This is a genomic window from uncultured Maribacter sp. (assembly GCF_947500405.1).
In the GTDB taxonomy this organism is placed as follows: Bacteria; Bacteroidota; Bacteroidia; order Flavobacteriales; family Flavobacteriaceae; genus Maribacter_B.
Genome location: NZ_CANMRY010000003.1, coordinates 188,671 through 214,835 on the forward strand (window position 1 = coordinate 188,671; position 26,165 = coordinate 214,835).

The 26,165-nt window shown below is 33.6% G+C and carries 19 protein-coding genes and 1 tRNA gene; 7 read left to right on the top strand and 13 right to left on the bottom strand.

Annotated elements, in window-relative coordinates:
• Positions 1-21: 21 nt before the first annotated feature.
• Genes Q0945_RS05290 through Q0945_RS05315 form a run of 6 tightly spaced genes read right to left on the bottom strand, consistent with a single transcriptional unit; the run spans position 22 to position 8,730 of the window.
• Positions 22-1,356: a quinol:cytochrome C oxidoreductase gene (locus Q0945_RS05290; protein WP_299431589.1), complete on the bottom strand. Its 1,335-nt coding sequence runs from the start codon at positions 1,354-1,356 to the stop codon at positions 22-24.
• 15 nt (positions 1,357-1,371) lie between these two features.
• Positions 1,372-1,932, bottom strand: a complete 561-nt coding sequence (locus Q0945_RS05295; RefSeq protein WP_299431592.1) for a cytochrome c — start codon at positions 1,930-1,932, stop codon at positions 1,372-1,374.
• Positions 1,933-1,934: 2 nt separating this feature from the next.
• Positions 1,935-2,465 (bottom strand): DUF3341 domain-containing protein, encoded by a 531-nt coding sequence (locus Q0945_RS05300; protein ID WP_299431595.1) that lies wholly within the window; start codon positions 2,463-2,465, stop codon positions 1,935-1,937.
• A 4-nt stretch (positions 2,466-2,469) separates the two neighbouring features.
• Positions 2,470-4,206, bottom strand: a complete 1,737-nt coding sequence (gene nrfD, locus Q0945_RS05305; RefSeq protein ID WP_299431598.1) for an NrfD/PsrC family molybdoenzyme membrane anchor subunit — start codon at positions 4,204-4,206, stop codon at positions 2,470-2,472.
• Between the two features lie 35 nt (positions 4,207-4,241).
• Positions 4,242-7,355 (bottom strand): TAT-variant-translocated molybdopterin oxidoreductase, encoded by a 3,114-nt coding sequence (locus Q0945_RS05310; RefSeq protein ID WP_299431601.1) that lies wholly within the window; start codon positions 7,353-7,355, stop codon positions 4,242-4,244.
• Between the two features lie 34 nt (positions 7,356-7,389).
• A complete protein-coding gene (locus tag Q0945_RS05315; RefSeq protein WP_299431604.1) occupies positions 7,390-8,730 on the bottom strand; it encodes a cytochrome c3 family protein in 1,341 nt (446 codons plus the stop codon).
• A gap of 227 nt (positions 8,731-8,957) precedes the next feature.
• Between Q0945_RS05315 and Q0945_RS05320 the strand changes: the two genes are divergently transcribed.
• The gene (locus Q0945_RS05320; protein ID WP_299431607.1) at positions 8,958-9,341 is read left to right on the top strand and encodes an SPOR domain-containing protein; all 384 of its coding nucleotides are present in this window, start codon (positions 8,958-8,960) and stop codon (positions 9,339-9,341) included.
• A 36-nt stretch (positions 9,342-9,377) separates the two neighbouring features.
• Here Q0945_RS05320 and infB read toward each other — a convergent pair whose 3' ends face one another.
• From infB to rimP, 3 genes are read right to left on the bottom strand one after another with little or no spacing between them, the layout of a single operon-like run.
• Positions 9,378-12,200 carry a translation initiation factor IF-2 gene (gene infB, locus Q0945_RS05325; protein WP_299431610.1) on the bottom strand — a complete coding sequence of 941 codons (2,823 nt, stop codon included), beginning with the start codon at positions 12,198-12,200 and terminating at the stop codon, positions 9,378-9,380.
• 42 nt (positions 12,201-12,242) lie between these two features.
• Complete coding sequence (gene nusA, locus Q0945_RS05330; RefSeq protein WP_298484335.1) at positions 12,243-13,475, bottom strand: transcription termination factor NusA; 1,233 nt, start codon at positions 13,473-13,475, stop codon at positions 12,243-12,245.
• A 13-nt stretch (positions 13,476-13,488) separates the two neighbouring features.
• A complete protein-coding gene (gene rimP, locus Q0945_RS05335; protein WP_298484336.1) occupies positions 13,489-13,950 on the bottom strand; it encodes a ribosome assembly cofactor RimP in 462 nt (153 codons plus the stop codon).
• 222 nt (positions 13,951-14,172) lie between these two features.
• On the opposite strand from rimP, the gene Q0945_RS05340 reads away from it, so the two are divergent.
• Positions 14,173-15,495: a cation:proton antiporter gene (locus tag Q0945_RS05340; RefSeq protein WP_299431614.1), complete on the top strand. Its 1,323-nt coding sequence runs from the start codon at positions 14,173-14,175 to the stop codon at positions 15,493-15,495.
• A gap of 12 nt (positions 15,496-15,507) precedes the next feature.
• Positions 15,508-15,969, top strand: coding sequence for an RNA methyltransferase (locus Q0945_RS05345; RefSeq protein ID WP_299431617.1), 462 nt, complete (start codon positions 15,508-15,510; stop codon positions 15,967-15,969).
• Positions 15,970-16,047: 78 nt separating this feature from the next.
• Here the strand turns inward: Q0945_RS05345 and Q0945_RS05350 are convergent.
• A tRNA-Gln gene (locus Q0945_RS05350) sits at positions 16,048-16,119 on the bottom strand.
• 165 nt (positions 16,120-16,284) lie between these two features.
• Between Q0945_RS05350 and Q0945_RS05355 the strand changes: the two genes are divergently transcribed.
• The gene (locus Q0945_RS05355) at positions 16,285-19,593 is read left to right on the top strand and encodes a DUF2723 domain-containing protein (RefSeq protein WP_299431620.1); all 3,309 of its coding nucleotides are present in this window, start codon (positions 16,285-16,287) and stop codon (positions 19,591-19,593) included.
• A gap of 79 nt (positions 19,594-19,672) precedes the next feature.
• Here Q0945_RS05355 and Q0945_RS05360 read toward each other — a convergent pair whose 3' ends face one another.
• Together Q0945_RS05360 and Q0945_RS05365 are read right to left on the bottom strand one after the other, a co-directional pair.
• Complete coding sequence (locus Q0945_RS05360; protein ID WP_121063107.1) at positions 19,673-19,969, bottom strand: thioredoxin family protein; 297 nt, start codon at positions 19,967-19,969, stop codon at positions 19,673-19,675.
• A gap of 92 nt (positions 19,970-20,061) precedes the next feature.
• The gene (locus tag Q0945_RS05365) at positions 20,062-21,291 is read right to left on the bottom strand and encodes a metallophosphoesterase (RefSeq protein ID WP_299431624.1); all 1,230 of its coding nucleotides are present in this window, start codon (positions 21,289-21,291) and stop codon (positions 20,062-20,064) included.
• A gap of 301 nt (positions 21,292-21,592) precedes the next feature.
• Here Q0945_RS05365 and polA point away from each other — a divergent pair, with 301 nt between their 5' ends.
• Complete coding sequence (gene polA, locus Q0945_RS05370; RefSeq protein ID WP_299431626.1) at positions 21,593-24,433, top strand: DNA polymerase I; 2,841 nt, start codon at positions 21,593-21,595, stop codon at positions 24,431-24,433.
• Positions 24,434-24,491: 58 nt separating this feature from the next.
• On the opposite strand, the gene Q0945_RS05375 is transcribed toward polA, so the two are convergent.
• Positions 24,492-24,977 carry a lipocalin family protein gene (locus Q0945_RS05375; protein ID WP_299431629.1) on the bottom strand — a complete coding sequence of 162 codons (486 nt, stop codon included), beginning with the start codon at positions 24,975-24,977 and terminating at the stop codon, positions 24,492-24,494.
• A gap of 251 nt (positions 24,978-25,228) precedes the next feature.
• On the opposite strand from Q0945_RS05375, the gene rplM reads away from it, so the two are divergent.
• A complete protein-coding gene (rplM, locus tag Q0945_RS05380; protein ID WP_299431632.1) occupies positions 25,229-25,684 on the top strand; it encodes a 50S ribosomal protein L13 in 456 nt (151 codons plus the stop codon).
• Positions 25,684-26,070, top strand: coding sequence for a 30S ribosomal protein S9 (gene rpsI, locus Q0945_RS05385; protein WP_121063121.1), 387 nt, complete (start codon positions 25,684-25,686; stop codon positions 26,068-26,070). The genes rplM and rpsI overlap by 1 nt, the downstream gene beginning before the upstream one ends.
• Positions 26,071-26,165: the final 95 nt, after the last annotated feature.

Below are 26,165 nucleotides of genomic sequence, written 5' to 3' on the forward strand. Positions count from 1 at the left end.
TTTAATATTATACCTTACTTATTAATAATGAAAATGTCTACTTTCCTCTATAAAAGGATTTCGTTTTGGCTGTAATGGCGCATTACTTAAAGCTCTAAATACCCAGAATATAAATAAACCTGCAAAAAATAATACAGCTCCTATTTCAGGTATTCCAATGAACCACTGATCACCAACTGTAGAAGGCATAATCATATTAAATATATCTAAATAATGTCCTGCAAGAATTACAACACCTGCCATTACAACAAACCAATTTACTCGTTTATAATCACTGTTCATTAATAATAGAACTGGAAATAAAAAGTTCATTACTATCATACCAAAAAATGGCAATCTAAAATCCTGTATACGTGTTACATAATAGGTTACTTCTTCTGGAATATCAGAATACCAAATTAACATAAACTGTGAAAACCATAAGTATGTCCAGAATACACTAATACCAAACATGAATTTAGCTAAATCATGAATATGACTATCATTTACATCTTCTAAATACCCTTTAGATTTTAAATATATAGTTACCAATGCTATTACTGTAATGCCAGAAACAAACATACTTGCAAATACGTACCATCCAAACAAGGTGCTAAACCAGTGTGGATCCACACTCATAATCCAATCCCAAGACATAATAGATTCTGAAATAAGATAGAATACTAAAAACCCTGCAGAAATTCTAAAATTTAATTTAAAGTTAGAATCATCATTAGACTCATCTTGTTTTAAAGATAACTTTCTAGAATACTCACGATATAATATCCAACCAGCTAAAAATATAGCGGCACGTATTAAGAAGAATATCGGATTTAAATATCCTTTTTTACCTTGTAGTAAGTGATCATGAGCTACAACATCTGCATCCATCCAAACAAATAAATGGTTCATATGCATAACAGATAATACTAGAATTACAAATACAATAATACCACCTGGTACTAAGTAAGAAGTAATACCTTCCATTACTCTAAATAATAATGGTGACCACCCAGCTTGCGCAGCTCTTTGAATAGCATAAAAAGCCAACACCCCCAAAGCAATCATCATAAAGAAGAATGCTGCAACATATAATGCTGCCCATGGCTTGTTTTGTAATTGATGTAATAAATGCTCATCATGAGAAGAACTATGTCCTTCATCATGTGCATTTACTGCTTCATGTGTATTATGAGCGTCAATAGCTCCATGAGATTCTGTAGCATGACTGTCTCCATGAGCATCATGACTTGCAACTATTGCTTTAGCTTCTTCAACTGTAGATGGTGCAGAAATAAATCCTACTGCAATACCTATAAGTCCAACTGCCATTAATATAAATGAAGCAATTTTTAATCTGTTTGAAAACGTGTACATATTCTTATCTATGTATTATTTTATTAAATCTTGTTTCAATGCCATTACATACTCAGAAACTTGCCACATTTCTTCTGTATTCATTTGGGAAGCATACGAACCCATTGAGTTTAAACCATATTGCACCGTATGATAAGCTGTGCCTACAGTTATGTTTCTAGCTGCATCTGCATAACTAGGAACACCCAATATTTTTTCTCTCTTTACCAAAGTACCTTGTCCTTTTCCTTTTGGTCCATGGCAAATGGCACAATATATACCGTATAGCTCTTTACCTTTTGCTAAATTAGACACACTTTGTAAGGAATCTAATGGACTAGGGTTTAATCTTGCAATTTCTTTACCTTCAGGTGTATTTTCTATTCCATAAGGAATCCATCCTCTAGAAATAGTATTTTCCACTGGCATTTTTGCCTCCATTCCATTAGGTAAAAAATCTGCTTCACCGTAAGCTTCATACCCAACAGATTCATACATGTTAGGCATATATTGATAATTAGGCTTACTTTTATCAGCACAAGATGTTGCTAAAAGCACTAATCCAAATACAACTATTACTTTATTAAAACTGTTCATATTTAATGACTGTTTTTTTCTGATATATTAATTTCTACAGCTCCACTCTCTGCTAACAATTCTCTTAATTCTGATTCATTTTCATGAATTTCAATCTCCATTAAGAAAAGGTCATCTGTTGTTCTAACATCTGGGTTTTCAGCTTTTTTAAATGGCCATAATCTACTTCTTAAATAAAAAGTAATAACCATTAAGTGAGCTGCAAAAAACACAGTTAATTCAAACATAATAGGTACAAAAGCCGGCATATTTTCAATATAACTAAAGCTTGGTTTACCACCTATATCTTGTGGCCAATCTTCAATCATAATAAAATTCATCATTAAAGTTGCAACAGATATACCAACACAACCATATAAAAAAGCTGTAATAGCTAATCTAGTAGGCTCTAAGCCCATAGCTTTATCCAAACCGTGCACAGGAAAAGGACAAAAAACTTCTTCTATATGATGTTTAGCTGCCTTAACTTTTTTGACTGCATGCATTAGCACTTCATCATCATTATAATAAGCATGTATAACTTTAGATGCCATATTCTTATTTATTTGAATTTAATTTATTGGCTTGACCTGCCCAATCATCTCTTTGTGCTCTACCAGGAAATGACCCTGTGATAGAATCTAATAGATTATATTCCTTTTCTGTCATTTTACCAACTTGAGCAAAAGTATATATTCCAATTTGGTTTAATGTTACTTCCATTTTTGGACCAATACCTTTAACTTTTTTCAAATCATCGGCAGTATCTGTATCTGCATTAAAAGAACCTAAAGTCCCTAGCAAGTCAGACACATCTTTCTCGTTTGGCTCAATAACCTCATTAATTTGTTCTTCAACAACTTTTTCAACTTTATTACCTACTAAAGGTGTTGTGATTTCATAAGTTGGTAAACCAGCATCTCTAAGCTTTTTATATTTTTCACCAGAAGACTTTAAAATAGATTTAACCTCTGCTTGTGCTATTACTGGGAAAGTTCTAGCATATAATAAAAACAATACAAAGAAGAACCCAATAGTACCTATGAATATTCCTATATCTACAAAAGTAGGAGAGAACATTGTCCAAGAAGATGGTAAATAATCTCTATGTAATGATGTTACAATAATTACAAATCTTTCAAACCACATCCCTATGTTTACAACAATAGAAATAAAGAAAGAGAACATAATACTTGTACGTAACTTTTTAAACCACATAAACTGAGGAGAGAAAACATTACAAGTCATCATTGACCAATACGCCCACCAGTAAGGCCCTGTAGCTCTATTTAAAAAAGCGTATTGTTCGTACTCCACTCCTGAATACCAAGCCATAAACAACTCCGTTATATAAGCACAACCTACAATAGAGCCCGTTAACATAATTACTATGTTCATAAGCTCAATATGTTGTACTGTAATATACGCTTCTAAATGACACACTTTTCTCATAATGATTAGCAAGGTGTTTACCATTGCAAACCCAGAGAATATTGCACCTGCCACAAAGTATGGAGGGAATATAGTTGTATGCCATCCTGGTATTACAGAGGTAGCAAAATCAAAAGATACAATAGTATGCACAGAAAGTACTAAAGGAGTAGCCAAACCAGCTAATACTAAAGATACTTCTTCAAAACGTTGCCAATCTTTAGCACGCCCACTCCATCCAAAACTTAATAGACCATAAATTTTCTTTTGGAAAGGCAGAATAGCCCTATCTCTAAGCATTGCAAAATCTGGTAATAAACCTGTCCACCAGAATACTAAGGATACAGATAAATAAGTAGAAATTGCAAATACATCCCAAAGTAAAGGGGAATTAAAGTTTACCCACAAAGAACCAAATTGATTAGGTATAGGTAATACCCAATATGCTAACCATGGACGACCCATGTGTATAATTGGAAACAAACCTGCTTGAACAACTGAAAATATTGTCATTGCTTCTGCAGAGCGGTTAATTGCCATTCTCCATTTTTGTCTAAAAAGCAACAATACCGCAGAAATTAATGTTCCTGCATGTCCAATACCTACCCACCAAACAAAGTTAGTAATATCCCATGCCCAGTTTACAGACTTATTAAGTCCCCAAGTTCCGATACCCGTAGATATGGTATAAATGATACAACCTAATCCCCAAAGGAATGCTACCAATGCAATGGAAAAAACAATCCACCAATGTTTATTAGCTCTTCCCTCTACAGGAGCAGCAATATCCACTGTTACATCATGGTAACCTTTATCACCAACAACTAGGGCTTTTCTTATAGGTGCTTCGTAATGCGACGCCATAGACTTTAATTATAGTTACTTTCTTATTTGTTTGATTATGCTTCGTTTGTATTTCTTACCTGTACATGGTAAAATACGTTTGGCTTAGTTCCCACATGTTCCAATAAGTGATACATACGGTTACTCTCTTTTAAATGAGCCACTTCACTTTCCTTATCATTAATATCTCCAAAGACTATTGCTCCGTCTCCACATGCTAAAGAACAAGCTGTTTGGAATTCTCCATCCTTAATAACACGTCCATCTCTTTTTGCATCTAGAATAGTTTTTTGTGTTTTTTGAATACACATAGAACATTTTTCTATAACACCTCTAGACCTAACATTAACATCAGGATTAAGAACCATCTTACCTAAGTCATTATTCATATGATAATCGAACTCATCATTGTTATTATACAAGAACCAGTTAAATCTTCTTACTTTATAAGGACAATTGTTTGCACAATATCTTGTACCCACACATCTATTATAAGCCATTTGGTTTTGACCTTGACGACCATGTGATGTTGCAGCAACAGGACAAACAGTCTCACAAGGAGCATGATTACAGTGCTGACACATTACTGGCTGAAAAGCAACTTGCGGATTAGCGGAAGGATCTTCTAACTCTCCAAAACCTCCTAGAGAACCTTTATCTCCCCAAAGGCCATCAAATTCCTCTTTCTTAGTATCATCAGCTTCAAAACTTTCTTCTGATGAATAATATCTATCAATACGCAACCAATGCATATCTCTAGATTTACGAACTTCTTGTTTACCAACAACAGGAACGTTATTTTCTGCATGACAAGCAATAACACAAGCACCACAACCAGTACATGCATTTAAATCTATAGACATATTAAAATGATGCCCAATAGACCTATCAAAACTATCCCATAAATCTACAGATGTAGCAGGAACCTCTTGGTGATCCAATGACACCACTGGCTGAGGATTCCACTCTTTATGATTTTTAGTATTAAATATCTCTAAACTAGTTTCTTTAATAATATCCCCTCTTCCCATAAGCGTTTTGTGTAATTGAACACAAGCAAACTCATGATTACCAGCAGCTTTTTCAATAGCAACCGACTGAATATTACTAAACCCTTGATACAAAGCAAAAGCATTAACTCCTGTTTGCATCTCTTCTTTTAATCCTACTTTTTTACCATACCCTAATGAAAGACCAATAGACTTATTAGCCTGACCTGGCTGTACAACAACAGGAACTTTATCAATAGCAACACCGTTAACTGTTACTTTTGCATAGCTACCATCCATACCACCATTAGCAACATTATGATTTTCTAATCCTAATGCCTCAGCATCCGCCTTAGACACAGTAACATAATTATCCCAAGAAACTCTCGTAATTGGATCAGGAAACTCTTGTAACCATGGGTTACTAGCTTGCTGCCCATCACCCATTCCTGTTTTAGAATATAGTGTTAATTCAAAATCTCCACCACTTGTAGCATTAGACAAACTCCTAACTGCTGAACCTATTCCAAAAACATCCACCTGTTCTTCTCCTTCTACAGCCGCAGTAGGCACAACAACAGCCTCAACATCTGCACTAACAACAAAAACACCATCATGCAATGCCTTATTCCAATCAGCTCCGTTTAAAACAGCAGAAGTCCAAGTCTCTTTAATAAAATCATAATAAGTAACATCACTACCCATCCACTTTAATAAAGAACTCTGAAATTGTCTTGTATCAAACAATTCTTTTATTGCAGGTTGCATTAAACTATAATGCCCTTTTTTAATTTCAACATCACCCCAAGACTCCAGATAATGGTTTGAAGCAGCTGTATATGTAGCCAACTCCGTAGTTTCATTCCAGTTTGTTGAAAAAGCAACAGATAACGAAACCTTCTCTAAACCAGATTTAAAATCAGTCGCATTAGGCAAAGAATACATAGGATTAACCCCATCCATTACCAAAACACCAACCTTCCCTGAATTCATATCAGAAATTAAAGTATTTAATGCTTTAACATTCCCTTGTCTTACATATCTAGGAGCTAGAGCATCATAAGCCCTACTTTCTAACATTTCATTAATAGCAAGAACAACAGCTTGCGCATTAACATCATCCAAACCTGTTACTACAACAGATCCTTTTTTATTCTTTTTAATTGCAGAAGCAATACTTTCTATAGCCTGTTCTGCATAAGCAGGAATTTCCCCACCTGCAGATGTTCCAGATAGTTTAGCATATAATTTTGCTAAAGCAACTTTTTGTTGCATTGGCGTTAAAGGAACTCTTTTATCCGCATTTGCACCAGATAAAGACATATTTGCCTCGAACTGCACATGCTTAGACATTTTTCCATTCTTTGGAACACGCCCTTTAGAATAACCAGAATTATATCCTCCACCTTGCCAATCTCCAATAAAATCTGCACCGAAAGAAACTATAATATCAGCTTTCTCAAAATCATAATCCGCTAAAGCTCTTTCTCCATATCTTTTCTCAAACGCATTTAAAGCAGCGTCTTGAGAAATAGCATCATAAACTACATGCTTAATATTTGGATTAGAAACCTTGTATTGCTCTATTAATCTAGAAGTAGACGGACTAGCATAAGACTGTGTCAAGAACACAACCTGTTTTCCAGAATTTTTTAAGCCATTTATTTTAGAAACAACCTCTGCATCTAAAGCACTCCAAGCAACAGCCTCACCTCCTTTAGAAGACCCCTGCAATCTTGTACTATCATATAACGACAAAACAGAAGCTTGCACCCTTGCATTTGCAAAGCCACCAACCTTAGCATCTGTATTATTTTCAATCTTGATTGGCCTACCTTCTCTTGTTTTTACTAAGATATTTGCAAAATCAAATCCATTTGCAATAGTAGTTGCATAGTAATTAGCCACACCAGGAACAATATTTTCCGGCTGCACTACATAAGGAATAGACTTAACAACAGGACCCTCACATGCCGCTAACGATGCTGCCGCTGTACTAAAACCAACATACTTCAGAAAATCTCTTCTATTTGTATTAGTTTCAGATAAATTCTCTTTATCACCCAAAAACTCATCCACAGGAATTTCTTCTGCAAATTCATTTTGCTTTAAGGTTTCAACAATGGAATCGCTAGGATTTAACTCCGCTTCGTTTTTCCAATATTTTTTATTTGATGCCATACTTATATATGTAATTAGCTTCTTTTACTTAAGATTAATAGTGACATTTTCCACATTCCAAACCACCCATTTGAGCAGCAGTAAGCTTATCTACACCATATTTTTTTGAAAGTTCTGAATGTATTTTTTCATAATAAGCATTCCCTTCCACTTTAACATTAGTTTCTCTATGACAATTTACACACCAACCCATTGTTAATGGCGCAAATTGCTCCATGACCTCCATCTCCTCCACAGGACCATGACATGTTTGACACTCCACCCCTGCCACACTTACGTGCTGCGAGTGATTAAAATATGCAAAATCAGGAAGATTATGAATACGAACCCACTCCACAGGCTTACTTTCTCCTGTATATTTCTGAGACTCCTCATCCCAACCTACAGCAGCATATAACTTCTTAATTTCTCCAGTGTAAAATTCATTTGTATACCCATTAGCTATATCCTCTGCAGATGGCCCTTCCGGATTACCTTTATACTCATAAATAGATTTATGGCAATTCATACAAACATTTAAGGCAGGAATACCCGAAGTCTTAGACACTCTTGCAGAAGAATGACAATACTTACATTCTATCTTATTATCTCCTGCATGTACTTTATGAGAATAATGAATAGGCTGTATTGGAGCATAACCTTGATCAACACCCACTTGCATTAAATAACCATACACAAAATAAGCCCCTCCTAACATCATTAAAATAACAGTCACTAAAACCAAAAATTGATTTTGAGCAAAAGCTTTCCAAATAGGTAATTTCTTTTTTGCATTTTCCTGTTCTAATTCTACACCATTTGCCTTAGCTATACGTTTTAATGTCTTATTAACTAAAAACAACATAACTACCAAAAGAGCAAACACAAAAACCAAGGCTCCTAATATTACATTATTAGAAATACTAGAAGATTGAGAACTTACCGCAGAAACAGCAGCGCCTGCAGCTGGAACAACTGGTGCAGCAGGAGCAGCAGCAGTATACGCTAAAATATTATCAATATCAGCATTTGAAAGTGTTGGAAAAGCTGTCATTGCAGCATTATTGTACTCTGCATAAATTTTATTAGCATAAGCATCTCCAGACTTAATAACACCAGGACTATTTTTAATCCAAGCATAAAGCCACTCTCTATCTAACCCTTCGTCTTCAGACAAACGAGATTCCACTTTTTCCAAAGCAGGACCAGTCATTTTACGAGTTAAAGAATGACAAGCAGCACAATTTTGATTAAACAATGCCTTACCTTTTACAGCATCTCCTCCTGACACAGAAGCATCATCTTGAGCTAAAAGAGAAACAGAAAAAAATAGAAAGAATACAAAACTTACTCCTAATACTTTACAAATCTGATTGCGGTATGTAACCTTTTTCATATATAGAATGTTTCAATCGGTATTTGGCACGATAATGGCTTTATCATTTTAAAGTAACCATATCTTCACCTAAATCGATGGCAAAAATACAACATAGACTTTATTTTGAAAATGTTAAGGTATTTATAATTTGTAATTTATAACAATTCTAAATAATCAAAAAAAACACATAAATCATATTTAAAAATTACTTTTGTAAAGCTACTATTTACGCTAAACGAATCAATATGAAAACATTACTAACAATTATAGCTTTTACATCTATTACGATAGCTACATTTGGTCAAAACGGTCAAATAACTATAACTCAAGATACTAAGATTACAGAGCTTCTTACTCTTTACAAATCGTCAAACTCTGATGCTAACTCTAGTTCTAATTACTATAGGATTCAAGTTGGTTTTGGAAACCACGCTAGAGCACAAAGGATAAAATCCAATGTTGAAGTAGACTTCCCAACCTTGTCTTCTAAAATAGATTTTGACTCCCCAACATACAGAGTAAGATTAGGTAGATTTAAATCTAAACTAGAAGCAGAAAGGAAATTCAAAGAGGTACGGAAAAAATATCCCGAAGCAATACTTTTAAAACCAAAAAAATCGACCAAATAGGTCGATTTTTTTTTATTCTCTTGCATTTTAAACTACTTATTTAAGCTTTTTCTTAACTGCTACTTCTTGGAAAGCTTCTACTATATCTCCTTCTTTTATATCATTATAGTTTTTAATTTGAAGACCACAATCATACCCTTTAGCAACTTCTTTAACATCATCTTTAAATCGCTTTAAAGAAGCAAACTCTCCAGTATAAATTACTACACTATCTCTAATTAACCTAATACTAGAGTTTCTAAATATCTTACCTGTTGTAACCATACAACCAGCAATTGTTCCAATCTTAGAAATCTTAAAGGTTTCACGAATCTCTGCTGTTCCTGTAATTTCTTCTTTCATCTCTGGAGACAACATTCCTTCCATTGCATCTTTAAGATCATTGATAGCATCATAAATGATTGAATACATTCTGATATCTATTTCTTCTTTTTCTGCAACTTGCCTAGCATTACCCATTGGACGGACATTAAATCCTATTATAACGGCATCTGATGCTGATGCAAGCAACACATCTGATTCTGTTATTGGACCAACTCCTTTATGAATTATATTTACTTGTATTTCATCAGTAGATAATTTCTGGAAAGAATCTGTTAGAGCTTCTACAGAACCATCCACATCACCCTTAAGGATAATATTAAGCTCTTTAAAGTCTCCAAGTGCAATTCTTCGACCAATTTCATCTAATGTAATATGTCTTTGTGTTCTTACAGACTGCTCTCTTTGCAACTGAGAACGTCTTGTAGCTATTTGTTTAGCTTCACGCTCATCTTCTAAAACATTAAATTTATCCCCTGCCTGAGGAGCTCCATCTAAACCAAGAATAGATATTGGAGTTGAAGGACCAGCTGTCTTAATACTATTCCCTCTTTCATCATGCATTGCTTTTATTTTACCACTAGTGGTACCCGCTAATACATAATCTCCAATTTTTAAAGTTCCCGTCTGCACTAGAATAGTAGATACATACCCCTTTCCTTTATCCAGAAAAGCTTCTACAACAGTACCATTTGCCAACTTCTTAGGATTCGCTTGTAATTCTAACAACTCCGCTTCTAATAATACTTTTTCTAAAAGTTCTTTTACTCCAGTACCCGTTTTAGCAGAAATATCATGAGATTGTATTTTACCTCCCCAATCTTCTACTAATAAATTCATCTGCGCAAGACCTTCTTTAATCTTATCTGGATTGGCCGTTGGCCTATCTATCTTATTTATCGCAAAAACTATTGGCACACCAGCAGCTTGCGCGTGACTAATTGCTTCTTTAGTTTGCGGCATTATATCATCATCTGCAGCAACAACAATAATAGCTATATCTGTTACTTGAGCTCCTCTAGCACGCATTGCTGTAAAGGCCTCGTGACCAGGAGTATCCAAGAACGCTATTTTTTGACCGTTCTCCAAACTAACACCATAGGCACCTATATGCTGGGTGATACCTCCACTTTCTCCTGCAATTACATTTTCCTTACGAATATAATCCAATAACGAAGTTTTACCGTGATCCACATGTCCCATTACCGTAACAATAGGAGCCCTTGCTTCTAAATCTTCAGGAGCATCCACCTCTTCAACAATACTTTCTTCAATGTCCGCAGTTATAAACTCTACTTCATAACCAAACTCATCAGCAACAATAGATAATGTTTCTGCGTCTAATCTTTGATTCATGGTAACCATCATACCCAAAGACATACATGCAGAAATAATTTCTGTTGTACTAACTTCCATCATAGTTGCAACTTCACTAGCCGTAACAAACTCTGTTACTTTTAATACTTTACTTTCCTGTTCTTGTTTTTCAAGATCCTTCTCTGTTTGTTGACGGTGTTGATCCCTTTTATCTCTTCTATACTTAGCACCTTTACCTTTTTTAGACTTCCCTTGTAGTTTCTCTAAGGTTTCACGCACTTGTTTTTGAACATCCTCCTCTGTAGGCTCCACTTTAGCAACAGGTGTAAAACGCTTACCACCTTTGTTATTATTACCTCTTGGCCCCGCTCCTCTAGTTCCTGGTCTTGCCGGACCTCTATTGTTAGACCCTGCCCCACCAGAATTATTACTTACAATTCTCCTTCTTCTCTTTTTCTTATCTCCTCCCGCATTAGAATCTTTAGTATCCTCTTTCTTTTTCTTTGGTTTTTGAAATTTGGATAAATCTATTTTATCACCAGTAATTTTTGGTCCACTAAGTTTTTTATACTGCGTGGTTATCTTCTCATTCTCTGGGGATGCAGCTTCTTCTGTTGCCGTTTCTTTATCTTCTACCTCAGGAGTAACCGCTCCCTTCACTTCTTCTTTCTTTGTCTGAGATTTTTCCTCATCTTTTAAGACCTCAACAGGCTTAACCTCTTCTTTTACTTCAACCTTAATTTCAGCAGCTTCAACATTTTTCTCTACTACTGGCTCTTCCTTTACTGGAGCCTCTGGTTGTTTTTCTGGAGTCGATTTTTCTTCAACAGGCTCAACTTTTTCTACTTTCTTTTTTGGGCTTAAATCTATCTTACCAACAGTTTTAGGTCCCGAAAGCTCTACTTTAGCTTTTATGATACGCTCTGAAGCATTTCTCTTTTCCCTAACAAGTCTTCTTTCCTCTTGCTCTTGTTCTAACTGAACACGAATTGCCTCTTTCTCTTTCCTTTTCTCTTCTCCTACTTCCTTAGACGCAACTTTTTTACTCATATCCGTCTGGAACTCATCCAGAAGGACTTGATAAACTTCATCAGAAATTTTAGTAGTAGGCCTTGCTTCTATAGAGTGCCCCTTAGAACTAAGGTGATCTACCGCCCTATCTAATGAAATATTAAGTTCACGAAGAACTTTATTAAGTCTTATTTTTGCATTATCTGCCATAAATACTGATTGCCGTTCTTAAAAATTACTGCTAATATATAGTTAATCTTCTAATTCTTCTTTTAGAATACGAACAACTTCTACAATTGTTTCTTCTTCTAAATCGGTTCTTTTTACCAAATCATTAACATCCTGCTCTAAAACACTTCTTGCAGTGTCCATTCCAATCTTCTTGAATTCTTCAATAATCCAAGCATCTATCTCATCAGAAAACTCTGTTAATTCTACATCTTCCTCCACTCCTTCACGGAACACATCTATCTCATAACCAGTTAATTGACCAGCCAATCTAATATTATGACCACCTCTACCAATTGCCTTTGAAACCTCTTCTGGTCTTAAGTAAACTTGAGCTGTCATTTTCTCATCATCTAACTTAACAGAAGAGACTCTTGCAGGACTTAACGCTCTTGTAACTAATAATTGGGGATTTGTTGTAAAATTAATAACATCTATATTCTCGTTACCCAATTCTCTAACAATTCCATGAATACGAGAACCTTTCATACCCACACAAGCTCCTACAGGATCTATACGATCATCATAAGAATCTACAGCAACTTTTGCTTTTTCTCCAGGAATACGAACTGCTTTTTTAACCGTTATTAAACCATCAAAAACTTCTGGTATTTCTTGGAAAAATAATTGCTCTAAAAACTTAGGAGAAGTTCTAGACATTATTATGGTTGGTTTACTACCTTTTAATTCTACACTTTCTATAATACCTCTTACATTATCTCCTTTACGAAAGAAGTCTGAAGGTATTTGCCTGTCTTTTGGTAAAATTATTTCATTCCCTTCATCATCTAACATAATAATTGCCTTATGTCTAATATGATGTACTTCTGCAGTATATATTTCGCCTTCTAAATCTTTAAATTGCTTATATATAGTAGTATTATCGTGCTCATGGATTTTAGAAATAAGATTTTGACGTAATGCTAAAATTGCTCTTCTTCCTAAATCTATTAACTTTACCTCTTCAGATACATCTTCTCCAACTTCAAAATCTGGTTCAATCTTACGAGCTTCCGCTAAAGATATTTCTTCATTAGGCTCTTCTACCTCACCATCTTCAACTACGATTCTATTTCTCCAAATTTCTAAATCTCCTTTATCTGGATTTATAATAATATCAAAGTTATCATCCGAACCGAATTTCTTTTTTAGAGCATTTCTAAAAACATCCTCTAAAATCGCCATTAGCGTTACTCGGTCTATAAATTTGTCATCTTTAAATTCCGAGAAAGATTCAATCAGCGCAATATTTTCCATTTTTACTTATCTATTAAAATTTTAATACAACTTTTGCCTTCTTAATTTCAGAAAAAGGAATTTCCTTTTTTTTCTGAACTGTAACTTTACCCTTACCAATAGGCTTAGGTTCTCTTGCTTTCCATTCTAGCGTAATAGACTCGTCATTTGCAACAGTCAAATTACCCTCATAAGAAGAGTTTTCGGTTTCTACCTCTACTTTTCTTCCTATATTTTTTTTATACTGCCTAGGCATAACCAATGGAGAAGCTGCTCCTGCCGAAGCTACTTCTAAAGAGAAATCTTCTTCTTCTCTATCTAAATTATGCTCAATTGCTCTACTTACTCTTACACAATCCTTAACTGTAACTCCGTTATCTCCATCAATAACCACGTTAATTTTATTATCTAATGTAATTGCTAAATCTATCAAAAAAATAGACTCATCTTCTTGCAAAGCAACCTCTAACAACTCTTTAACCCTATGTTTAAGCATAATTTTAAGTAATAAAAGAGGGGACAAAATGTCCCCTCATGAATACTTTATATCCTTTCAGTTTTGCAAATATACAAATAATTTTATTTTCTTACACATGCTTAAGGCACTAAATTAACACCCTAAAAACAAGATAACTAGTAAAATACTATAATCTATTGTTATTTATTTTAAAATTACAATTTAGAAATACTACTTTTAAACCAACATTAACCAACTATAATGGAAATATTTTCTTCATACAACCTAATTATAGGAGCCTCTCTTATTGTAGTTCTTTCTTTTTGGTTTAACGGAATTTCTAAAAAAACCAATATCCCATCTGTACTTATGTTAATTGTACTTGGGATTATTTTACAATACGCCCTAAAATCTTTTATGCCCAATCTACCAAATTTTGATGGCGCATTAGAACTCCTAGGAATTATAGGGCTTATTATGATTGTTCTAGAAGCCGCATTAGAATTAGAACTTAAAAAAAGTAAAATAATACCCATACTAAAAGCTACCGCCATTGCTTTACTAGGATTAATAGGCTCTGCATGGGTAGCAGCACTAATACTACATTATTTTATTGAAGACATGAGTATTCAGTCTGCTTGGCTTTACGCCACGCCACTATCCATACTTTCTAGTGCCATAATTATACCTAGTGTTAGCGGACTATCTGAACACAAGAAAGAATTTCATATTTACGAGAGTACATTCTCTGATATTATGGGCATAATGATGTTTTATTTCTTAATTGGAGGCTTAAATCCTTCCGAGGGTACTGGTGTTACAGCATTTGCAGGAAACATTGCTTTAACTATTAGCATTGCGCTTATAGCTAGTTACGCGATAATCCTTGTTTTTCAACGCATAAAAAGTCAAGCTAAACAATTTTTATTGATAGCAGTACTACTACTTCTTTACGCCATTGGAAAAAAAATGCACTTATCTTCTCTAATTATAATATTAATCTTTGGATTAGTTATTGCTAATGTAAAATTGTTTTTTCCTGGTAAAACAAAAGTATTTCTAGAAAGCGAGAGAATTCATCAAATTTACCACGAACTCCATATCATAACCCTAGAAACGGCATTCATTGTTCGCACATTTTTCTTTGTAATATTTGGAATAACAATTGTCCTATCCTCATTATTTAACCTTACCGTAGTATTTGTAAGTTTATTAATTATAGTGTCTATATATATTATCCGATTTATAATTCTGAAACTATTTTTAGGGAAAGACATAACTCCTCAACTTTTTATTGCTCCTAGAGGTCTTATTACCGTTCTCTTATTTTACAATATACCCAAAGAAGCCCAAGTAGCAACTTTTGAATCTGGAATTTTACTTTTTGTAATAATTGCAACTAGCTTAGTTATGACCTGGGCAATGATTAAAGACAAACGTAAAATGAATACGCTTTTAGATGAGATAGATGAAGAAGTTATGGAGAGAAATGAAGCTGAAGACATACTAAACAATACAGATGACCATGAAATTGAAAACATGGAACCCCAAGACAATACACTTAAAGCCTCAAAAGGAGAATAACCCCTATAAAAAATGCAACCAGATAATTTTACAACGACCTTTTTTGGAATAGGCATTCAAAACGGAAAAACACCTGAAAACTTAGGGGTTTTATGGCGTACCGCTCAAAATTTAGGAGCTAGTTTTATTTTTACTATCGGAAAAAGATATGCTAATCAAGCCTGCGATACCCATAATGCAGTAAAATCACTCCCTTACTACCATTACAAAGATTTTGATGATTTTTTTGAACACTTACCAAAAGGAGTACGCATTGTTGGCGTAGAAAAAACCAAAAATGCAGTAAACCTAGAAACCTTTTCTCATCCCAAACGTTGTGTATACTTACTAGGTGCAGAAGACAATGGACTAACAATTGAAGCCATGGAACGTTGCCATTTTCTAGTTCAATTTGATTCTGAATTTAGCTTAAATGTAGCTGTAGCAGGAAGCATAGTACTCTATGACAGAAGCAGAAACAAACCTATGCAATAAAAATCACGCAAAAAAGCATCTATATAAAAAACAAAAATCCTAACATCTAGGATGCTAGGATTTAAACTTAAACTTTAGTTGGCCCACAAGGACTCGAACCTTGAATGACGGTACCAAAAACCGGAGTGTTGCCAATTACACCATGGGCCAATAATCATTAAGAGCGTGCAAATTTAAAACAAACTTTCATTTGCACAAGCATTTTTTAAATAATAATTTAAAAAATACGTAAAAAGCCTGTTAAGGTTTATAAAAATTATTCCTTTGTATCTATATTAATTAGTAAATTCGCCATCAGGTAAAACTTCGAATTACATGTTTTCTAAAAACTTCAAAAAATGGGACACTATCTTAGGATGGGTAGTTTTCTCTATAGCACTTATTACATATTTTTTAACCGTAGAACCTACAAGTAGTTTCTGGGACGCAGGAGAGTATATAGCTACATCTGCTAAACTACAGGTTGGCCACCCTCCTGGAGCTCCATTACTACAAATGATAGGTGCTTTCTTTGCTATGTTTGCATTTGAACCAGAACAAATAGCTCGTATGGTAAATTTTGTATCTGGTGTATCTAGTGCCTTTACTATATTGTTTATGTTTTGGACCATTACCAACTTAACTAAAAAATTAATTAATCCTGATAAAAAATTTACTAACAGCAAAGCTATTGCTGTTTTAGGAAGTGGTGTAGTTGGCGCTTTAACTTTTACTTATTCTGATAGTTTTTGGTTTAATGCTGTAGAGACAGAGGTCTATTCTATGGCTAGCTTTATAATGGCTTTATTACTATGGATGGGACTTAAATGGACTGATGATTTAGAAAACCCCAGAGGAAGTAAATGGATTATTCTTATTTCTTTTGTAGTTGGCCTAACCTTCGGAATTCAATTTATGGGGTTTTTGGCTATACCTTCTATAGGTTTACTTTATTATTTTAAAAAGTACAAAAAAACTACTGTAAAAAACTTTCTTATCGCCAATGTGGTTGTCATTGCTATTTTAATGTTAGTATATAAATTTTCTTTAACCTATGTTTTAAAAGTTTTTGGATGGGGAGAAGTTTTCTTTGTAAACAATTTAGGTCTACCATTTAACTCTGGCTCTATAATAATAGGAATATTATTTGTTGCGGCTTTCTATTTTGGATTAAACTATACTAGAAAAAACAATTTTATAACAGCAAACACCATAGTTTTATGTCTTTTATTTTTATTCTTAGGATTTTCATCATGGTTAATGTTACCTATAAGAGCTAATGCAAATGTTGTTATTAATGAAAATAACCCATCAGACGCTAGATCATTATTAGCCTATTACAACAGAGAACAATACCCAGGCGTAGACAGTCCATTTTTTGGAGGTTACTATTCTGATGCTTTTGCAGAAGCTGGTCCTGAAAGAGATGAAAAACCAAAATACGAAAAAGACTACGCCTTAGGCAAATATGTAATTGTAAATCATTACAAAAATGCGCTACCTGGGCCAAATGAAAAGCATGTTGGCTTTTTACCCAGAATGTGGAGTACACAACACGCCGAAAACTACATGCGCTATTTTGGACCATTAGATTTTAAAATGACAAAATCTAATGATGAATTAAGAAAAGCCGTAAGTCAGGTTAAAGAAGGATTAAGAACCGGAGAAATAGATACCGAACAATATATTAGTTTCCTAAGAAGGTTTAGTGAATATATAGAGGTGCAACCACCAACTGTTTGGCAAAACATTAAATACATGATAGAGTTTCAATTTAACTACATGTATACACGTTATTTTATGTGGAATTTTGTTGGTAAGCAAAACGATATTCAAGGTAGATATAATGACAATGGAAATTGGATAAGCGGCTTTACCCCTATAGATAGCTGGCGACTAGGAAGTCAAGAAAACCTACCTTCTGATGTTTTAAATAACAAAGGAAGAAACACTTACTTTTTTTTACCACTAATTCTTGGTATTGTAGGTTTGTTTTTTCAAATTTCTAAAAATCCAAAACATTTTTGGGCCTTACTTGTATTTTTCTTATTCACCGGTTTAGCTATCCAATTCTATACAAACCCATATATATTTCAGCCAAGAGAAAGAGACTATTCCCTTGTAGGTTCTTTTTATATTTTTGCAATTTGGGTAGGCATAGGTGTATATGGTTTATTTTTTGAACTTAAAAAATTAATAACCCCAAAAATTTTAGCCCCCGCAATAACCATTATTTGTCTTTTAGCAGTACCAACATTAATGGCATATCAAAACTGGGATGATCATGACAGATCCGGAAAATTTACTGCAAAATCATCAGCCAAAGCATATTTAGATTCTTGTCAAAAAGATGCTGGAGCAATATTATTTACCATAGGAGATAATGATACTTTTCCACTATGGTACGCGCAAGAAATTGAAAAGTATCGTACAGATGTTCGCATAATATGTACAAGCCTTTTTGAAACAGATTGGTATGTAGATCAAATGAAGAGAAAAGCTTATGAAAGCGACCCTATACCATCACAAATTACTCACAATAAATACCGTTGGGGTTCAAGAGATGTATTATACCACCAAAGCATGACAGAAAACAGGTGGTCTGTAAAAGATTTTATAAACTGGATAGATAGTGACAAACCACGTACTAAACTAAAATACATTTTACAACAACAAGGTGGAGACCTTAGTGCTCATTCTGAAAACACACAGAATATGGTGTATTACCCAACTAATAAAATACGGATACCTGTAAACAAAAAGAATGTTCTTGAAAATGGACTTGTAAAAGCAAAAGATAGTGCATTAATTGTTGATTATATTGACATTGAACTACCTTCTGCTATTACCAAAAAGAGTATGATGATGCTAGACATTCTAGCCAATAATGATTGGAAAAGGCCTATCTATTTTTCTGGAGGAAGTTTTGACGATGCAGAATTTATTTGGATGAAAGATTATTTACAATTAGACGGTCTTGCCTACAAATTAGTTCCTATTAAAACAGAAAGAAAAAATTCTTTTGACATGGGACGTATAGATACCGATTTAATGTATTCCATAGTAAAAAGTTGGGACTGGGGAAATTCTGGTTCAGATATTTATCATGATACACAAACAAGAATCCAAGGCCTATCCTTTAGAGGGAATCTAGCACGCCTTACAGAAGCTTTATTACAAGAAAACAAAATAGACAAGGCAAAAGAAATAATAGATCTTTCTATTACACAAATGCCTGTAGATTACTTTGGGTATTATACTTTTGTAGAACCTTTTGTAGATGGCTACTATAAAGTAGGCGAAACAACAAAAGCAAGAGATTTATTTAGTAAGCTAAAAACCAAATACCAAGAACGTTTAGACTATTATGCTGGCACTACGCTAGATGAGCAATATAGTAAAATTGATGAAATTATTACTGACATGGAAGCTTATAGAAGAAATATAGATATTCTTATCTCTAATAACGATCGCGAGATGGCCGAAAAGGAAACGCTAATATTTAATGAATACATAGATAAATTCCAGCATTTTTATAAAGATGAAATAGTAGAAGAACCTATTATTGAGCCCAACACAACTAATCCTGATTTAAAAGATACTGTACAAATAAAAGACAGCACTTTACAAACCGTTAGCGAATAACTAATGTTTTATTCTTAAACAAAAGCATAAAAAAGCAAGGTGTATATGCACCTTGCTTTTTGTTTTTAATAAGAGGAATTTATAAATACTCGTTTAAAATACCAATAAGTGTATTAGCATCTTGCTCGCCACTTTGTCGCCAAACCATTTCTCCTTTTTTGTATATCATCAAAGTAGGTAAGCCTTTTACTCTTAAAGCCTGAGCCAGCTCTTTATTCTTATCTACATCAATTTTTATAACCTTTCCCTTATCCCCTAAGGCAGCGGCCACATCTCTTAATATAGCATGCATGGCAGTAGATTGATCATTCCATTCTGCGTAAAAATCAAGCAATACAGGAACGTTTAAATCTATTAATTCACCAAATTTAGACATATGTTTAACTTTGCATTATTAGCCAAATGTAATAAAAAATGTTAAAATACCGCTAATACATAGGCATTTGCAAGCCACACAATAGGTTAAATTCATGTTAACTTTTTCTTCTTTAAGGTTATTACTGTTATTTCAGGCCATATTCCTACCCTACCAGGGTATCCTAAAAATCCAAATCCACGGTTTACATTTATAAACTGTCCTGCCTGCTTATAAATACCTGCCCAATAGGTGTAACGCCATTTAACTGGGCTCCATTTTATCCATCCAGGAATCTCAATTCCAAATTGCATTCCGTGAGTATGCCCACTTAAAGTTAAATGATAATGGTATGGGTGTTTTATAACTTTTTGCTCCCAATGCGAAGGGTCATGACTCATTAATATTTTAAAATCCTTATTATTAATTTTTGAAGTAGCCTTATGTAAATCTCCCGCTTTTTTAAATCCGCCTTTTCCCCAATTTTCAACACCTACTAATGCTATCTTATCCTCCCCTTTAATTATATACTTACTATCGTTCAACAAAAGATGAAAACCCATCTCCTTTTGTATTTTTTTTAGCTCCTTAAGATTTTCTACTTTAGCTTCTTTAGAAGGCCACTTAACATAGTCTCCATAATCATGATTTCCTAAAACCGAAAACTTTCCATCTTTAGCTTCCAAAGTAGAAAAAAGGTCTTTCCAAGGATACATTTCCTCTGCTTTATTATTTACCATATCACCCGTAAATAATAAAATATCACTTTTCTGCTCGTTAATTAAATTTATAGCATATTCAATCTTTTCACGATTATCAAAGCTTCCACTATGCACATCGGATATTTGGGTAATTTGATATCCATCAAAAGAATCTGGTAAATCATCATACTCTAAATCATACTTTAAAACCTTAAAGTTATATTTCCCCTTATACATTCCATAAAGCAATGCTCCAAAAGGAATTGCTGCTATACCTAATGCTAGTGTGCTTATAAATTTACGCCTATCGGGCATACTAAATACTTTATCTTCACCAAAAAACTTACTATAAGTAGCAAATAAAAAACGAAAAACATCTTCAGAAAACAGAAAAATAACTGTCACCAGCTTAAATACTAATAGTATGACAAAAAAACTAAAAGCATACGTTTTCACCCTAGTTAAAGCTCCACTGGAACCCTCTACAATTACAAACTGATATAAAAAATTAAGCAAGACCAATACAGACAAACTAATATAAAGGTAAACTATCCACGGATTTTTTGTTATCGTTTTAAAGCCTTGCACAACATATAATCCTAAAATTAAATAAAGTAATGTAAATAGTACTATACGAATCATTCTTATTATTTTTTTGCAAATGTATTTGATTAGAAAACTCTTTATTAATATTTTACCTTTTATTTAACGCTTTACACTTCTGTTCTTTTAGCACTTAAACTCGTGTCCCCCACTTTGTAAAACTTTCTAAGAAAGTAACATAGGTATATTTTTTTTAAAACCCTTTCTTTTTCTTAACAAACATCCCTCTTTTTTATCTACATCATTCTTAAACTAGATATAAAACCTTATATTAAAAACACAATATTTTATACCTTACCACATTAATTCGTAGTTTTGAAATTCTACAACAATAACACTAATGGCAGAACAAAAAAGACTTTTTTTACTAGACGCATTTGCATTAATCTTTAGAGGATATTATGCACTTATAAAAAACCCAAGAATAAATTCTAAAGGAATGGACACTTCTGCAATTATGGGTTTTATGAATTCACTTTTAGATGTTATTAGAAGAGAAAAACCCGATTATTTAGCCGTTTGTTTTGACAAAGGTGGTAGTGTAGAAAGAACCGAAATGTTCCCCGAATATAAAGCTAATAGAGACGAAACACCAGATGCTATTCGTATAGCCATACCTTATATTCAAGACATTTTAAATGCTATGGATATCCCTGTTGTTGTTTTACCAGGTTACGAGGCCGATGATATTATAGGAACCTTAGCAAAACAAGCCGAAAAAGAAGATTACAAAGTCTACATGGTTACTCCTGATAAGGATTTTGGGCAATTGGTTTCCGAAAATATTTTCATGTATAGGCCTGCTCGCATGGGTAATGGTATTGAAATTTGGGGGATTCCAGAAATTCAAAAACGATTTGGCGTACAAAGACCAGAACAGGTTATAGATTATTTAGGGATGATGGGGGATGCCAGTGATAACATTCCAGGATTGCCAGGCGTAGGAGATAAAACTGCAAAAAAGTTTATAGAACAGTTTGACTCTATGGAAGGTCTTTTAGCAAATACCGATAAGCTAAAAGGAAAAATGAAAGAAAAAGTAGAAGCTAACGGAGAATTAGGATTACTTTCTAAAAAACTTGCTACAATAGATATTAACTGTAATGTTACTTTTAAAGCAGATGACTATAAGCTCTCTACTCCTAATAGCGAAAAAGTTCAGGAAATTTTTGAAGAACTAGAATTTAGAAGACTTAGAGATCAGTTCTTAAAGCTTTTTGCTCCAAAAGAAGAAGAAAGCCTCACAGAAACCCCATCAAAAACAGAAAAAACAGCCCCTAAAAAAGCCAACCCAGCTGGTCAAGGCCAGTTTTCTCTTTTTGGAAACGACGGAGATTCTCCTGCAACATTAGAAGCCGTATCTAGCAGAAAAACAATAAAAGACATTGCACATTCCTACCAAAGTATTGCTCCAGGAATGGCAATGAAACTTTTTGTTCAAAATTTAATAAAGCAAGCTTCTGTATGTTTTGATACAGAAACTACCGGTTTAAACCCACTAACTGCTGAGTTAGTAGGTATTGCTTTTTCTTGGGAAGCCACAAAGGGCTTTTATATTCCTTTTCCCGAAAATAAAGAAGAAGCTCAAAAACTTATAGAGGAGATACGTCCATTTTTTGAATCTGAGGCTATTGAAAAAATTGGACAAAATTTAAAGTATGATATTAAGGTTCTTGATAAATACAACATAAAAGTTAAAGGCCCTTGTTTTGACACCATGTTAGCACACTATCTAATTAACCCAGATATGCGTCATAATATGGATGTTTTAGCCGAAACGTATTTAAACTATACGCCAGTTTCTATAACCGAGTTAATTGGAAAAAAAGGTAAAAATCAGTTATCCATGCGAGATGTTCCGTTAGAAAAACAAACGGAATATGCTGTTGAAGATGCAGATATTACCTACCAATTAGCGCAACACTTTAGACCAGAACTTTCTGAAGCTAAAACAGATGGTCTTTTTAAAGATATTGAAATTCCACTTTTACATGTTTTAGCAAAAATGGAATTAGAAGGCATAAACTTAGATAAGACATTCTTAAACTCTCTTTCTAAAGATTTAGATAATGATATTAATATTCTAGTTTCAAAAATATATGAAGCTGCTGGCGAAGAATTTAATATTGCATCCCCAAAACAACTAGGAGAAATTTTATTTAATAAATTAAAACTAGTAGACAAACCTAAAAAAACCAAAACAGGTCAGTTTTCTACCGCGGAAGATGTTTTATCGTATTTAGCAAAAGACCATGAAATAATTCAAAATGTTTTAGATTACAGAGGTCTTGCTAAATTAAAAAGCACTTATGTAGATGCCTTACCGGAACAGATTGAAGAAAGTACTGGTCGCGTGCATACAGATTATATGCAAACAGTTGCCGCTACAGGCAGATTAAGTAGTAACAATCCTAACTTACAAAATATTCCTATCCGAACGGAGAGAGGAAGACAAGTACGTAAAGCTTTTATACCTAGAAATAAAGATTACACTATACTAGCAGCAGATTACTCACAAATAGAACTTCGTATTATTGCTGCTTTAAGTGAAGAAACCACAATGATTGAAGCTTTTAAAAATGGAGAAGATATTCACGCATCTACTGCTTCAAAAGTATTTAATGTTCCCATAGAAGAAGTTACAAGAGAGCAACGTAGCAATGCAAAAACTGTAAACTTTGGAATAATATATGGTGTATCTGCTTTTGGTTTAAGTAACCAAACAGACCTTTCTAGAGGAGAGGCAAAAGAACTTATAGATACTTATTACAAAACCTACCCTAAACTACGTAACTACATGAGTGAGCTAGTAAATTTTGCTCGCGATAATGGTTATGTACAAACCGTTTTAGGTCGTCGTAGATATTTAAAGGATATCAATGGCAGTAATGCTATAGTTCGTGGCGCAGCAGAACGTAATGCAGTAAATGCACCAATACAAGGTAGTGCAGCAGATATTATTAAAATTGCCATGATTAATATTTACAAAAAACTTGAAGAGGGCAATTACAAATCCAAAATGCTACTGCAAGTACATGATGAATTGGTTTTTGATGTTTATAAGCCGGAATTAGAAAAACTACAAAATTTAATTAAGACTGAAATGGAAAATGCTTATACATTAGCAGTTCCATTAGATGTTGAAGTTGGTTTAGGAGACAATTGGTTAGAAGCTCATTAATAAATAAGCCATTAAGAAAATTCTTAATAGCTTATTATATATTTTAAAATGAGCTTATTTATTTTCTATTAAATATAAGTTCACCTTTAGTATTAAAATTAGGTAAATCTAAGCCTTCTGCATCTACTGTCATCACATCTCCTTCTATTGAAGCTTTTGCTCTAATATCTTCTCCATTTTCATCTTTAAATTGCAAGACCCCATCTTCATAGGTATATGTTGTAGTTTCAATATCCTTTTCACTTGGACAATCAACTATTAACCCTGTAGCACCTGCATTGAACTCTAGATAATTAATTGCATTTTCACTAACTAAAGTTGCATCTTCCTTAAACTCAAAAGTTACGATAGCGCAATCTTCCTTTATAAGTTTCTCTAAAGCATCTTCTGCTAAATTTAAATATGTGCCTGCAGCCTCTGCATCTACATTAAACTCTACAAGTTCCCATTTTCCAATAAGAGAATCCTTTTCAGATATTGCATCTTTTGAACAAGAAGAAAAAAGAGTACCCATTGCAATTATAATAAATGTTAATTTTTTCATTGGTTTAGTATTTGGTTATTTATTTTACTGGTAACTAGAACAAAACGTAAACTAACAAACAATATTGCACTGCCTGAACTATATAAAACAACACAAACCGTATATAAAACAAAGGAAAATCAATAAATTCACAAACTGGAATAAAAAAATAAAAAATAATAAGAAACAACCATTTGTATTTCAACATAATAGTTGTACATTTGCAGCCCTCTTAAAGGGAAAGAAGTGTATAATAGAAAAAAATAGCAGTAGTGGATACATTAAGTTATAAGACTGTTTCAGCAAATAGAACAACCGTAGACAAGCAATGGGTATTGGTTGATGCTGAAGGAGAAACGTTAGGGCGACTTGCTTCAAAAGTAGCAAAAATACTTAGAGGAAAGCATAAAACAAATTACACTCCTCATGTTGATTGTGGAGATAACGTAGTTATTATTAATGCAGAAAAAATTACCCTTTCTGGTAACAAATGGGATACTAAATCTTATAGTCGTTATACAGAATACCCAGGAGGTCAACGCCACACATCTGTAAAAGATATGTTAGCTAAGACACCTGAGCGTATTGTGGAAAAGGCTGTAAAAGGAATGCTTCCAAAAACTAGATTAGGTGCTGAATTATTCAGAAACCTTAAAGTTAATGTAGGTCCTAACCACGGTCAAGAAGCACAAAAACCAACTGTTATTAACTTAAACGAATTTAAATAATGGAGATAATTCATAAAATTGGTAGAAGAAAAACAGCTGTTGCTCGTGTTTATCTTTCTGAAGGAACAGGAAATATTACTATAAACTCTAGAGATTTAAAAGAATATTTTCCAACTGCAACTTTACAATACAAAATTAAACAGGCTTTTGCATTAACGGACACTGTTGATAGTTATGATGTTAAAGCAAATGTTTATGGTGGTGGTAACACTGGCCAAGCTGAAGCTATTCGTTTAGCTTTATCTAGAGCTATGTGCGAAGTAGACGCTGAAAACAGATTATCTCTTAAACCAGAAGGTCTTTTAACTAGAGACCCAAGAATGGTGGAACGTAAGAAATTTGGTCAGAAGAAAGCTCGTAAGAAATTCCAGTTCTCTAAACGTTAATACAGAAATACCAGGGTATTCTTTCGAATACCCTTTTTTATATTTTATAACTAGTTCATTGAAAGTCTCAAAAAAGAGACACTTAAAAATCTTAT